This window comes from Pseudomonas sp. 43mfcvi1.1 (assembly GCF_900115935.1).
Taxonomy (GTDB): Bacteria; Pseudomonadota; Gammaproteobacteria; order Pseudomonadales; family Pseudomonadaceae; genus Aquipseudomonas; species Aquipseudomonas bijieensis.
In genome coordinates this window covers 176808-189399 of the sequence record NZ_UETT01000001.1, presented here as the reverse complement: position 1 = coordinate 189399, position 12592 = coordinate 176808, and the positions used below count along the sequence as shown (strand labels likewise).

Annotated in this window: 11 protein-coding genes; 4 read left to right on the top strand and 7 right to left on the bottom strand. The window is 62.6% G+C overall.

Translation table 11 applies throughout. From position 1 onward, the window contains the following. Nucleotides 1-27 precede the first annotated feature (27 nt). Nucleotides 28-1449, bottom strand: coding sequence for a transglycosylase SLT domain-containing protein (locus DTP52_RS00850; protein WP_109751433.1), 1422 nt, complete (start codon nt 1447-1449; stop codon nt 28-30). A 236-nt stretch (nt 1450-1685) separates the two neighbouring features. Here DTP52_RS00850 and DTP52_RS00845 point away from each other — a divergent pair, with 236 nt between their 5' ends. The 3 genes from DTP52_RS00845 (at nt 1686) to DTP52_RS00830 (ending at nt 4805) form a co-directional block, all read left to right on the top strand. Next, nucleotides 1686-2495, top strand: coding sequence for a TatD family hydrolase (locus DTP52_RS00845; protein ID WP_109751432.1), 810 nt, complete (start codon nt 1686-1688; stop codon nt 2493-2495). Between the two features lie 184 nt (nt 2496-2679). Then, nucleotides 2680-4161 (top strand): methyl-accepting chemotaxis protein, encoded by a 1482-nt coding sequence (locus DTP52_RS00840; protein ID WP_109751431.1) that lies wholly within the window; start codon nt 2680-2682, stop codon nt 4159-4161. A gap of 269 nt (nt 4162-4430) precedes the next feature. After that, the gene (locus DTP52_RS00830; RefSeq protein ID WP_109751429.1) at nt 4431-4805 is read left to right on the top strand and encodes a terminase; all 375 of its coding nucleotides are present in this window, start codon (nt 4431-4433) and stop codon (nt 4803-4805) included. A 27-nt stretch (nt 4806-4832) separates the two neighbouring features. Here the strand turns inward: DTP52_RS00830 and DTP52_RS00825 are convergent, their stop codons facing one another. The 3 genes from DTP52_RS00825 to DTP52_RS00815 all read right to left on the bottom strand — a co-directional run bounded on the left by DTP52_RS00825 (nt 4833) and on the right by DTP52_RS00815 (nt 7013). Further along, nucleotides 4833-5630, bottom strand: a complete 798-nt coding sequence (locus DTP52_RS00825) for an acyl-CoA thioesterase II (protein ID WP_109751428.1) — start codon at nt 5628-5630, stop codon at nt 4833-4835. A gap of 224 nt (nt 5631-5854) precedes the next feature. Next, nucleotides 5855-6616: a CHAD domain-containing protein gene (locus DTP52_RS00820; RefSeq protein ID WP_109751427.1), complete on the bottom strand. Its 762-nt coding sequence runs from the start codon at nt 6614-6616 to the stop codon at nt 5855-5857. 106 nt (nt 6617-6722) lie between these two features. Further along, nucleotides 6723-7013 carry a hypothetical protein gene (locus DTP52_RS00815; protein WP_039588883.1) on the bottom strand — a complete coding sequence of 97 codons (291 nt, stop codon included), beginning with the start codon at nt 7011-7013 and terminating at the stop codon, nt 6723-6725. Nucleotides 7014-7220: 207 nt separating this feature from the next. Between DTP52_RS00815 and DTP52_RS00810 the strand changes: the two genes are divergently transcribed. After that, a complete protein-coding gene (locus tag DTP52_RS00810) occupies nt 7221-8258 on the top strand; it encodes a patatin-like phospholipase family protein (protein ID WP_109751426.1) in 1038 nt (345 codons plus the stop codon). Between the two features lie 164 nt (nt 8259-8422). Here the strand turns inward: DTP52_RS00810 and DTP52_RS00805 are convergent, their stop codons facing one another. From DTP52_RS00805 to kdpC, 3 genes are all read right to left on the bottom strand, one after another. Beyond that, nucleotides 8423-9121: a response regulator gene (locus DTP52_RS00805; protein ID WP_109751425.1), complete on the bottom strand. Its 699-nt coding sequence runs from the start codon at nt 9119-9121 to the stop codon at nt 8423-8425. Nucleotides 9122-9199: 78 nt separating this feature from the next. Beyond that, on the bottom strand, nt 9200-11851 hold the full coding sequence (locus tag DTP52_RS00800; RefSeq protein WP_109751424.1) for a sensor histidine kinase KdpD: 2652 nt from the start codon (nt 11849-11851) through the stop codon (nt 9200-9202). A 179-nt stretch (nt 11852-12030) separates the two neighbouring features. Continuing rightward, a complete protein-coding gene (gene kdpC / locus DTP52_RS00795) occupies nt 12031-12576 on the bottom strand; it encodes a potassium-transporting ATPase subunit KdpC (protein ID WP_109751423.1) in 546 nt (181 codons plus the stop codon). Between the last annotated feature and the right edge of the window lie 16 nt (nt 12577-12592).

The window sequence follows — 12592 nt, the reverse complement described above, 5'->3', positions numbered from 1 at the left end:
ATGCGAGATACCAATCGAATTAATAGATCACTTTCGCAGGGCGACTTTTTGATCTCCAGGCTCCAGCGACTCTCGTTCACGATCGAATGCCAAATAGTACTTATTGACACTATTAACGTAGCTGACGGCGCCCATTCCCACCTGCTCCATGGCAATGCGCTCGACCTGGAAGAACCACTGGTTGGGATTCAGCCCCCGCCGCCGGGCCTCGGCTCGCATGCCTTGGACGCGCTCGGGCCCCATGTTGTAGGCAGCCAGGACGAAGGCCATGCGCTCGCGCTCGTTGAGCTTGGGGCTGGCAAAAAACTTGCGGCGGATGAGGGCTAGGTACTTGGCGCCTGCCAGCACATTGGCATCCAGGTTCTGGATGTTATCGACCCCGACTCGCTGGGCCGCCGCCGGGGTGATCTGCATCAGGCCGGTGGGGCCGCTGCCGCTGCGGGCATTGGGTTGCAGGGCTGATTCCTTGAAGGCCAGGGCCGCCAGGTTGAGCCAGTCCATGCCTTGGGTCTCGGCATGTTTTTGCAGCACCGGGCGCAGTTTTTCCAAGCGCTGGCGATCGGCCCGGGCCAACGGATAGTGGACCTGGTACAAACGACGGTAGATCCGCAGGAATGCCGCATCCTGGTTGGAAGGTACCTTGTAGGTCGCCAGGAATCGATCGATGCTCGCCCGTAGCATGGCGGCGTCACGGCGCACGAACCAATACTCGTCAGCCGGCTCGCCGATCAGTACCTGACGGTCCAGGCGCAGCTTGGGCAGGATCTTGCCCCAACGCTCGGCGATGGGTTGCTCGACGATGGTCAAATGGAAAATCCCGCCCTGGACCATTTCCAGGACATCCTCTACAGCCAGGGTGGGATCGACCCATTCGATCTTCACTGGCGGCAGCTTGAGCAGCGCCAGCTTCTGGTTGATCTGGCTCACCGCATCCCCTGCCGCACTGCCGTTGGGCAGCGCCAGGGTCTTGCCGGAGAGTTGCTCCACCCGCGTGTAGCGTTTCTCGCCCTTGATACCCACGAGCAGCAAAGGCACGTCGGTACGGATCGGATCGCTGGCGCTGACCGCATGACCGACCTGGGGTTCGAGCAGCTCCCCAGGCGCCACGAGGTCGCCCTCCCCGCGTTGCAAGGCGCCGAGCAGTTGGTCCTTGGCCTTGGGAATGATCTTGAGGGTGATTTCCTGGCCATCCCGGGCGTGGCCGTTGAGGTATTGTTCGAAGGCACGCAGCCGATGATATTCGACGCCAATGGGTTGCCCCTGGACTTCACCGGAGCTGTTGCGACTCTGGTTGACCAGGACCTTCAACTCCCGACTGCTGCGGATCTGCGCCAGGTCGCGCACCGCGCCCGGAGCCACCGCTTGCACCGGGCCGGGCAGCCGCGCTTCGGCCGGCATTGGCAACAACAGCGAACAACACAACAGTAGCAACACCAGGGGACGTGTCATCCACTCTCCGGAAGGAATACTGCGGACCGCCTCCGTGAAAAAACGAGGCTGAGTCGACAGAAACAGAGCGCCTGGGGCGCTGAAAAAGTGCGAAAGACTGGCACAGTGATGGCTTTTATACCAACCCGACGTGTCTCGCGGCCTTAACAGACAGCCTCAACTCTTTGTAGTTCTTGGCTTTTCTTATAAATCTACAGCTCTGATATGCTTTCCGGCCTTTGGGCCGAGGTAGCACCATGCAACTCATCGATATCGGCGTCAACCTGACCAACCCCAGTTTCGCCGACAAACACCAGGTGGTGCTTAAGCGCGCCTATGAATCCGGGGTCTGCCAACTGGTCTTGACCGGTACCAGCATCGAGGGCAGCGAGCAGGCCCTGGAACTGTGCGATCACCTCGACGACACTGGCGAGCGACTGTTTTCCACCGCTGGCATTCACCCCCACAGCGCCAGTGAGTGGACTGCCGACAGCGCCCGGCACCTCAAGGATCTGCTGATGCACAGCCGCGTGCGCGCGGTGGGTGAATGCGGGCTGGATTTCAACCGGGACTTCTCTCCCCGACCGCAACAGGAAAAGGTTCTGGAAGAACACCTGGCGTTGGCCGTCCAGTTGCAATTACCGGTGTTTCTCCATGAACGCGACGCCGACCAACGCTTGCTGGACATCCTTCGGGATTTTCGCGATCAGTTGCCGGCAGCAGTGGTGCACTGCTTTACCGGTGAAAAAAAGGCGCTGTTCAGTTATCTCGACCTGGACCTGCACATCGGCATCACCGGCTGGATCTGCGATGAACGCCGGGGTACGCACCTGCACCCGTTGGTGCGCGAGATACCCCGTGGCCGGCTGATGCTCGAAAGCGACGCGCCGTACCTGCTGCCCCGCACGCTGCGGCCAAAACCCAAGAACGGTCGCAACGAGCCGGCCTACCTGACAGAGGTCCTGCGCGAAGTGGCCTTGCACCGGGGCGAAACCCAGGAAGACCTGGCAGCCCACAGCACCGCGTGCGCCCGGGCGTTTTTCGGATTGCCCATCCTTTCCGAATGAACCCACATCCCCCTCTGGGAGCGGGCTTGCTCGCTCCCACAGGGAGTTTGGTTATCTGTTGGTCCCTATTAAAATCCCCGACACCTATATCGTCTGTTGACCCATATCAAAATCCCGTCACCTGAGTAGCGGCAGAATAATGGCACCTTGCCAATGCTGTTTCCGCTATCAGAGAAGACCTTCCATGGGTGCCTGGCTTAGCAATATCTCGTTGAAATACAAATTCTGGGCGGTCAATGCGGTCGCCTTTGTCACTACTCTGCTGCTGGTGCTCTACGCGGTGCACCTTGAACAGCAGGCGCGCAACCATGCGGCCCAGGCGAACGCCCAGGCCCAGGCCCACGTGCTCGCTGCCTGGCCTGCCGGGCAGCCCCTGCCCAAGGCCGAAGGCCTCTTGGCATTGCAGCGCGACCAGGTGCCGGTGTTCAACGAACAACCGTTGCCTTCGCTGGCGCAGGCCGATGGCTGGGTAGACCTCGATGCCGGGTCGCTGCTTGATAACGATCCGCTGCTGGGCGCCCAAGTGATCCGTCGAGGGGACGGTCAACAGCTCGCCGTGCTGGCCCAGGGTGTAAGCCTGGGTCAAGTGTTCGGTGAACGCTTCAGCCAATACGCCGTGGCAGTGTTCGTGCTGATGCTGGCGATGCTGGGCGCATCACAACTGTTGATCCGCTTTTTGCTCAGCCAGCTCAACACGCTCAAAGACGTGATGCTGCACGTGGAGAAAACCGGTGACCTGGCCGCCCGCGTTCCCCTGGCGTGCAAGGACGAAGTGGGTCAGATGGCGGCCGCGTTCAACGCCATGCAGGCCGGTTATCAACGGGTGGTCGACACTGTTGCCAGCACCGCCCGGCAGTTGGACAGTGGTGCGGCGCGCCTGGCATCGAGCATGAACGATGTGCGCCACGGCATGCTGGGCCAGCAAAGCGAAACCGATCAGGCAGCCACGGCGATCAACGAAATGTCCGCCACGGTTTATCACATCGCCCAGCATGCCGGCGCCACCCGCGACCTGTCGAAAACCGCCGACACCCTGGCCGGCAACGGTCACGAAGTGGTTGGCCGGGTGCAACAGTCGATCACCGGGCTGTCTTCGGGTGTGCAGCAGACCGCCGAAATGATCCAGCGCCTGGCCGAAGACAGCCAGAAGATCAACGGCGTGGTCAGCGTGATCCACAGCATTGCCGAACAAACCAATCTGCTGGCCCTGAACGCGGCGATCGAAGCGGCGCGGGCCGGGGAAATGGGCCGGGGATTTGCCGTGGTGGCCGACGAGGTGCGCAACCTGGCCAAGCGGGTACAGACCTCCACGGATGAAATCACCACCATGGTTTCGGCCCTGCAAGCCGGGACCCGGGACGCGGTGGACTTCATGCAGGAGAGTTCACTCAAGGCCGACGATTGCGTGCAACAGGCCCGCGAGGCCGGCGACGCCCTGGCACAGATCACCGCAGCGGTAGCGCAAATGCGTGAGAGCAACACTCAGATCGCTGTCGCGGCCGAGCAGCAAAGCCACGTCGCCGAGGAAATGAACCGGGCGGTGGTGAGCATTCGCGACGTGACCGAGAACACCGTACGCCAGACCGTGGATTCAGCCACCACCAGCGATGAATTGGCAACGTTGGCGGGCGAGTTGAGCAAGGCGATCGGGCAGTTGAAACTGTAGAGCGCTGGCTTGCCCGACTCCCTGCTGAGGGAATTCCCTCTGTGGGAGCAAGGCTTGCCCGCGATGGAGGCAGCTCGGTTCACCAAAGACCGTATCGCGTCCATCGCGGGCAAGCCTTGCTCCCACAGCCGTGCTCCCACAAACAAGTCCCCTCGCCACAACAGCAAAACTGTATGGCCATCTATCGCTTCGATAGCCAACCGCCATTCGCCGCCCCGCCCGCCCGGACCTATCCTTGGGTCATTCGGTTTCGTTCAAGGAATAGCATCATGGGCAAACGTCACCCCAATCTTCCGGCCTGGCAATGGCGCGCCTACCCTGACAGTCATCGCCACCCCACCAACCTGGTGTTGCACCTGATTGCCGTGCCGCTGTTCATCGTCGCGTTTCTGCTGATTGTGTCGGGGGTGTTCAGCTTGAGCCTGGGCGATGTCGCCATCGGCATCATCGGCCTGCTCGCGGCACTCGGCTTGCAGCGTCACGGCCACAGCCTGGAGGCCCAAGCCAGCGAACCGTTCAGCGATCGCAAGGATGCCGTCTCGCGCCTGTTGGTGGAACAGTTCCTGACTTTCCCGCGGTTCTTCCTCAGCGGTGGCTGGTGGCGCGCCTGGCGGGATCGCCACCGTCACAACCACAAGCCTTAGCCGAAGCAAGCCATGCCCGCAGCGGCCTTACCCGAAGATGGTCACCGTCTGCCGGCTCATGGCGATCAAGCGACCATCGGCGCTCCAGAACTTCGCGGCGACATGGCCGTAGCCGTCCTGGGCATGCTCGATCTCAGCCAGGTACTTGCACCAGTCCAGTGTCGTGAGTTCCAGCAGCGGCTGGACGAACTCGATGGTCCAGGTGAGCGTACTGCCCGGGGCCATTTGCGAAAGGTGCGGCAACAAGGCCGGCGGCCAGGCATCCACCAAGGCCAGGATATGGCTTTCGTTCAGTGGCTCCTCCTGCACATCGCCGCGCAAACGCACCCAGCCGCCCATGCTCCGGGACTTATTGCCGCTGAACGGCAAGCCTCCAACGCTCCAGCGCATCGCCAGATGCCGCATGAACTCCGGCGTAGCGCCCTTGACGTAGGGCAGTTCCTGGCATTGCTCCACACTTTTGAATTCCGGCGCGGGGTCGGCCTGCACCGCCACCACCGATGAGCGCGATGCGCCGAAACTGCCTTGCACCACGGTCACCACTTGGCCGTTCTGCACTGCGCGTCCGAGCACCTGGCTGACGGCCTTGCCTTCACGCAACACGTCGACTTCGAAGCTGACAGGCACATCGGGTTCGACCGGGCCGACAAAGGTAATCGCCAGCGAGCGCACCGGGCGATCCGCCGGCACCTTGGCACGCATCGCCTCATATTGCAGCGCCGCCACCAGCCCACCAAAACTGGCCCGCCCCTGGCCCCATTCAGGCGCGATGCTCACCGCACCGGGCTGCCGGCGCACGGCATCGATCAAATCGGAAAAGCGCATGACGACCTCGAAAACAGGGAAAAGGATGAAGGGATCTTAACCAGCCTGGGCTGGCGGCACAGGGCTCATTCCGGCCAAAGAGGCTGACAGAAAAGCCGAGGATCTTGAATTGCTCCCTGTGGGAGCGAGCCTGCTCGCGATAGCGGTGTATCAGTCGATAGATAGGCAAGTTGACCCACCGTCATCGCGAGCAGGCTCGCTCCCACAGGGGGTAAGTGCAAGGTTCAGGATTTTTCGAAGCAACTGGCAATCAACTTGTCGAGCACCTTGTCGGACTTGGCCTCGGCCTTTTCCATCGTGGCGTGCCAGGTAGGCACACAAGATTGCAGATCGGTTTCCTCCCTGGCCCGGGCCAGCCATTGCCAGCAATCGTGCCAGTCGCCCAGCGCAGCCTGGGCTGACTTGAGCCGTGGCATGGCAGCTTCAGGCAGGCGGTCGAGTTCAGGGTAGGCTTCGAGGGCGTAGCGAACGCGCTTGATCAGCAGGCGCAACCGGTGACGGTCATGGGCTGGATCGCGCAGGGCTTCGCCGAGTTTCTTCCATTGTTTGTCCAGGCGCTTTTCGATGCGTTTGCGCAAGCCCTTCAGCAGGCCCTCACGCTGGGCGGCGCGAATGAAGCGCGGGAAGGCATCGAGGATCATCAGCAACTGCGCCAACTCAACACTCGCGGCCACGGCGGGATAGGCATCGGCCATTTGCACCTGGCGTCGCCGCGCCGCCTCGGCCTGGCCATGCTGCTCAAGGTAAGCGGCCAGGACTTCCCGGTCGCGCAAGGGCGTGGTCAGGGTGCCCACCGCCGAAGCAGCCGTTTCCAGTTGTTGGACGCCGGGCAACCCGCGCAACGGGCGAAGCAGGCTGCGCAAACGACGTACCGTGGTCCGCAGGTCATGCAGCGCTTCGCTGTCGGTATGGGCATTCAGGCGGGCCTGACAGGCCAACAGGCGGACTTCCAGGCCCAGTATCCGGGCCACCAGCCGATCGATCATGGACGTACTCCGTACGCAGCTTCAAGCGATAAGCCTCAAGCTGCAAGGGAGGATCGCGTCGCCCGCTCCTTCCTTGTAGCTCGCAGCTTAAAGCTTGTCGCTGTTCTTATCGTCCCGCGCGGGATTCGCGGATGTAGAAACGCGCTTTCTCGGCTTTTTTGGTACAGCCTTCGAATGCTTCGAATTGCTGCTGGGTCTTGGCGCCCGTCAGCAGGGACAGGGCCTTGGAGTAGCTGACGGTGCCGGCAAAACCTTCGGCCTTGGCCAGGTCCAGTTCACGCCAGGCGCTGTCGAGTTGGCTGCCACAGCTGTCACGGTAAGCGGTTTTGCCTGCGCAACCGGCCAGGGCCAGAACCATCAGGGATGCCACCAGGGGCAGGCAGATCCGGGCTTTCATCGATTACACCTCAAGTCAGGAAAACAGTCGTGCTGGTAAGACGGTCGCGCCTGGAAAAAGTGCCAAGGCCCGACCGTGTAAATTCAGTGTGGATGAGAATACGCAAATGCCACGCCGGCGTGTCAAAAAACGACGCTTGCGCCACAACGATTGAGCCAAGCTGTCGATAAGTGCATTGTTGAAACCTGTTCGACAAGAGGCCGGGTCATGACAAAACGTGTCGCATTGGTATTGGGCTCCGGTGGTGCCCGGGGCTATGCCCATATCGGGGTGATCGAAGAAATCGAACGACGTGGCTACGACATCGCCTGCGTCGCCGGGTGTTCCATGGGGGCCGTCGTGGGTGGGATCTATGCCGCGGGCAAGCTCAAGGATTATCGCAACTGGATCGAAAGCCTCGATTACCTGGACGTACTGCGCCTGGTGGACGTCAGCTTCCGCCTCGGCGCGATTCGTGGCGAGAAGGTCTTCGGGCAGATCCGCAAGATCGTCGGTGAACTCAACATCGAAGATTTGCGCATCCCCTATACCGCCGTGGCCACCGACCTGACCAACCAACAGGAAATCTGGTTCCAGGAAGGTTGCCTGCATCAGGCAATGCGCGCTTCGGCGGCGATTCCCAGCCTGTTCACGCCCGTGATGCAAGGCAACCGCATGCTGGTGGATGGCGGCCTGCTCAACCCGTTGCCGATCGTGCCGGTGGTGTCGAGCCACTGCGACCTGATCATCGCGGTCAACCTCAACGCCACCAACCAGAAACAGTATCGATTACCGGTGATCCCACGCCCCGCCGCTTTCAGGCGCCGCTTCGACACCTTGGTCAGCTCCCTGGGTTCGCGCCTGCCGTTTCGCCGCAAGCAGGCCGAACAGTTGTTGCTGCTGGAACAGGAAGCCTTGAAGGCCGAAGCCGCCGACATCAACCCGTGGATCGACTCGGCCGAGCCCGAAGGCCAACAACCGGCTGCCGCGCCAGAAAACGAAGGCGCACCAAAATCCGCCACCGGCTCGTTCATCATCGACAACGTCGGCCCGGCCTCGTTGCTGGACTTGATCAACCAGAGCTTCGAAGTGATGCAGACCTCGCTGGCCCAGTACAAGATCGCCGGTTATCCGCCGGATGTGCTGATCAACGTGCCGAAGCGGGTGTGCCGGTTCTTCGAGTTCTACAAGGCGCCGGAGTTGATCGCATTGGGACGGGAGATTGCCAGCGACACCCTGGATCGGTATGAGAGTGACCAGAACTGAATCTGTGGCGAGGGGATTTATCCCCGTTGGGCTGCGAAGCAGCCCTAAAACCTGAACCCGCGGTGTGTCAGGTCCAAATCATGTCTGAAGCTTTTTGGGGCCGCTTCGCAGCCCAACGGGGATAAATCCCCTCGCCACAAAAGCGCTTGGCTTAAACCTTGTGATTAAACACCACCCTCCCCCAACAACCGATACCCCACCCCCGCCTCGGTCGCAATGAACCGCGGCCGGGTCGGGTCGTCGGCCAGTTTCTGGCGCAGGTGACCGACCACGATCCGCAGGTAGTGACTGTCTTCGGTGTGGGTCGGGCCCCAGATGTCCTTGAGCAGTTGCTGCTGGGTGATGACCCGCCCCGGATGCCGCGCCAGTTGCGCCAGCACGGCGTACTCCTTGCGGGTCAGGGCCACTTCGGTGCCGTCCAGCAGCACCCGCCGATACGCCAGGTCCACCGTCAGCGGGCCGAACTTCAGCGCAGCTTCCTGTGGCTCGCCCGCCGGAGCCTGGCGCAACAAGGCACGGATGCGGGCAAGGAATTCCTGGATGCCGAACGGCTTGGTCACGTAATCGTTGGCGCCGTTGTCCAGTGCCTCGACCTTCTGTGCTTCGCTGGCCCGCACCGAGAGCACCAGTACCGGCACCGTCGACCATTGGCGAAACTCGCGCAACACCTGTTGGCCATCCATATCCGGCAGGCCCAGGTCGAGTACCAGCAGATCAGGCTTGTTCAACGCCGCTTGGGCAAGCCCTTCAGCGCCGGTACCGGCTTCCAGCACCTTGTAGCCTTGGGAGCTCAGGCTGATGCGCAGGAATTTGCGAATCTGCGGTTCGTCATCGATGACCAAAAGGGTCGCGGTCTGGCTCATGAGGCTCGTTCGTTGCAGTCAGGTGGAAAGGTAAGCAGGTCACAAGCTGCCGGTCACAAAAGAGTATCGCAACCCGGCTCAAGCTTCATCGTCCATGCCCGGTTGTGCCTGCAGGGGCAGGTGCAACGTGATGCAGGTGCCGCGCCCGTCGAGGCCATCGGCCACACTGATGCGCCCGCCATGGGCACCGACCATGCCCTGGCAGATCGCCAAGCCCAGACCCGTGCCCTGCCCGCCTCGATCACCGCGCGCGGCGGTATAGAACATGTCGAAGATTTTCTCCCGTTCTTGTTCAGGGATCCCTGGCCCCTCGTCGGCCACGGCAAAAAACACTTCGCTGTCGGACGCCCCGGCGCTCAGCTGCAGGCGTCCTTGGGTCGGCGAGAATCGCGCGGCGTTCTCCAGCACGTTCACCAGGGCCTGTTCGATCAACGCCGCATGGACATACAGCAGGGGCAATTCAGCAGGCACCTCGACACTGAGCGCCAGCGGCGCCAGCACCGCCCGAAGGCGGTTCAGCGCGCTGCCGACGATGTCGGCCGGGGCCACCCAGTCCCGCGCCAGCTTCAGCGCACCGTGGCCCAGGCGGGTCATGTCCAGCAGATTCTGGATGTAACGATCCAACCGCTCGGCTTCATCGCGGGTGCCTTCGAGCAGTTCGCGACGATCGGCCAGCGGGATCGCCTCCCCCAATGCCAGCAGGCTGTCGATGCTGCCGCGCATGGCCGTCAGCGGCGTGCGCAGATCGTGGGACACTGAAGCCAGCAAAGCACTGCGCAGTTGCTCGGTTTCACCGTGCAGACGCGCGGCTTCCAGATCCTGAGCCAACTGCGCCCGAGCCAACGCCTGGGCCAATGGTTGGCTGAGGGCCGTCAATAAACGCCGACGCTGGCCACTCAGCGGCTTGCCTTCTTTCGGGCAAACGCCCAACAAGGCCAGCGGCCCGCCCTCCGCCGACAACGGCCACCACCACCAACGCCCGGACGGCAGCGTTCCGGTGCCGGCACCGGCCGGTTGATCGTGCTGCCAGGACCAGTCCGCCGCCGCGCGCTCGGCCTCGGTGAACGTCAATGGCTCACCGCTCTCGACTTTCCAGCCGCCCTGGCTGTCGCGGTTGAGCAGGCACAGTTGCAGGTCGTGCCAACCGTTGAGGTGCTGCGCGGCGGCGCTGATCACCGCCTGGCGGTCGGTGGCGGCGGTGAGTTTGCGCGACAGGTCGAGCAGTTCGCCGGTTTCCTGCTGGGTATCGCGCAGGGCCTGCAACTGGCGACGCTGGCGCGCGGCAAGGTTGCCGGTCAGGGCTGCCATGAGCAGGAAAAACACCAGCGTCAGCACGTCCTCTTCGCGCTGGATGGTGAAAGAAAAATTCGGCGGAATGAACAGGAAGTCATAAGCCAGGAACGACAGCGCTGCGCAGGCCAGCGCCGGGCCGAGGCTGCTGCGTACCGCCACCAGCAACACCGCCATCAGGAACACCAGGGAGATATTGGGCAATGCCAGCAGCCCCGAGATCCCCCAGGCCAATGCGCTGGCCGCCACAGTCGCCAGCAACGCCAGCACATAATCGAACCCGGTCTGGACAGCTGTTGAGTGCACGCGGGCGGGACGCGGTTGCTCATCGCTGTCCAACACGTTGATTTCCAGGCCCCGGGCATCGCGCAGCAGACGCGACGCGAGGCCGCCGCCAAACAGCCGTCGGCGCAGGCGTGGCCGAGACTGGCCTACCAGCACCAGCGTGGCGCGCCGTTCGCTGGCATGCTGGATCAGCGTCCTGGCCACCTCACCGGCCCGCAGCAGCACCACTTCGCCACCGAGGCGTTCGGCCAGTTGCTGGGCATTCTGCAAGCGCTGGCGCGAGGCCTCGTCGCGAGCGCTACCGTTGTCCACATGCACCAGGCTCCACGGCAGATGTCGACGCTGGGCAACGCGACTGGCATGACGCACCAGCCGTTCAGCCTGGACGTCACCGTCCACCCCCACCAGCAAGCGTCCGCGCACCGCCGGCGCGGCCTGCCCCAGTTGTCGGTAGCCCAGGGCCAGGTCGTTGTCGACCTGGGCGGCGGCGGTCTGCATGGCCAGCTCACGCAACGCGGTCAGGTTGGTCTGGGTGAAGAACGCATCGATTGCCGCCCGGGCCTGCTCCGGCACGTAGACCTTGCCATCACGCAGGCGCTCCAGCAGCTCGCGTGGTGGCAGGTCGATCAGCAGCAGTTCATCGGCTTCCTGCAGGACCCAATCCGGCAGCGTCTCGCGCACCTGCACGCCGGTGATGCCACGCACTTGGTCGTTGAGGCTTTCCAGATGCTGGACATTGACCGTGGTATAGACATCGATGCCCGCCGCGAGCAGTTCCTGAATGTCTTGCCAGCGTTTGGCATGGCGACTGCCCGGCGCATTGCTGTGGGCCAGTTCGTCCACCAGGACCAACGTCGGGCGGGCGGCGAGCAAACCGTCGAGGTCCATTTCCTCGAGCATCACGCCGCGATATTCCGAGCGCACCAAAGGCTGCTGCGCCAGGCCGCCGAGCAGCGCTTCGGTTTCACTTCGGCCGTGCGTCTCCACCACCCCGGCGATGACCTTCACGCCTTGACGCAATTGGCTGTGGGCCGCTTGCAACATGGCGTAGGTCTTGCCCACGCCTGGGGCCGCGCCCAGAAAGACCTTGAGCCGGCCACGGTCGTTGCGAGGCAGATTGGCTAACAGTGCGTCGGCGCGGCCGGAATCGCTCATGGCGTGGAAATCTCTTTCAAAATATTGATCAAACACCCTGTGGGGAGCCGGACCGGTGGGAGCAAAGCTTGCTCGCGACCAAGGCGATACGGTTCAACGGATGGACCGCGTTATCGTTCATCGCGAGCAAGCTTTGCTCCCACAGGCTTTGCTCTCACAGGCGCCACTCCCACAGGTTTTTACAGCTTTTCCAGGGCCAGGTTCAGCGCCAGCACATTCACTACCGGTGGCCCCACCAAGGGTTGCTCGATGTTGTCGTCGAGCAATTGCTGCAAAGTCGAGGACGGCAGGTTGCGTGCGGCGGCGACACGCGCCAGTTGATAGGCAATCGCCGCTGGAGGCAAGTGCGGATCCAGCCCGCTGGCGGAGGTGGTCAGCAATGCCAGCGGCACCGGGCCCTGAGCGGGCACCTGGAGTTTGCGGGCGTCATCGATCACCCGTGTGGCCAGGGCCGGATTGCTCGGGGAAAGATTACTGGCGCCGCTGGCGACCGTGGCAAAGGCACCGGCCGATGGCCGTGGATGAAACCAGGCATCGCCGGTGAAATCCTGGGCGATCAGCGTCGAGCCACGAACCTTGCCGGCGGCATCGACGATCAAGCTGCCGTTGGCCTGGACGGGAAAAGCGACTTGCGCCACGCCGGTGACCACCAATGGATACGCGACACCGGTGATCAGGGTCATCAGCAATAGCAGGCTCAAGGCCGGACGAATTAATGTGGACATCCAGAATTCCTCAGTT

Excerpts from the sequence above, each read along its gene's own strand:
- DTP52_RS00830 (WP_109751429.1), top strand. The coding sequence starts at position 4,431 with ATGGGCAAACGTCACCCCAATCTTCCGGCCTGGCAATGGCGCGCCTAC.
- DTP52_RS00820 (WP_109751427.1), bottom strand. The coding sequence starts at position 6,616 with ATGATCGATCGGCTGGTGGCCCGGATACTGGGCCTGGAAGTCCGCCTG.
- DTP52_RS00840 (WP_109751431.1), top strand. The coding sequence starts at position 2,680 with ATGGGTGCCTGGCTTAGCAATATCTCGTTGAAATACAAATTCTGGGCG.
- DTP52_RS00800 (WP_109751424.1), bottom strand. The coding sequence starts at position 11,851 with ATGAGCGATTCCGGCCGCGCCGACGCACTGTTAGCCAATCTGCCTCGC.
- kdpC (WP_109751423.1), bottom strand. The coding sequence starts at position 12,576 with ATGTCCACATTAATTCGTCCGGCCTTGAGCCTGCTATTGCTGATGACC.
- DTP52_RS00815 (WP_039588883.1), bottom strand. The coding sequence starts at position 7,013 with ATGAAAGCCCGGATCTGCCTGCCCCTGGTGGCATCCCTGATGGTTCTG.
- DTP52_RS00825 (WP_109751428.1), bottom strand. The coding sequence starts at position 5,630 with ATGCGCTTTTCCGATTTGATCGATGCCGTGCGCCGGCAGCCCGGTGCG.
- DTP52_RS00810 (WP_109751426.1), top strand. The coding sequence starts at position 7,221 with ATGACAAAACGTGTCGCATTGGTATTGGGCTCCGGTGGTGCCCGGGGC.
- DTP52_RS00805 (WP_109751425.1), bottom strand. The coding sequence starts at position 9,121 with ATGAGCCAGACCGCGACCCTTTTGGTCATCGATGACGAACCGCAGATT.
- DTP52_RS00845 (WP_109751432.1), top strand. The coding sequence starts at position 1,686 with ATGCAACTCATCGATATCGGCGTCAACCTGACCAACCCCAGTTTCGCC.
- DTP52_RS00850 (WP_109751433.1), bottom strand. The coding sequence starts at position 1,449 with ATGACACGTCCCCTGGTGTTGCTACTGTTGTGTTGTTCGCTGTTGTTG.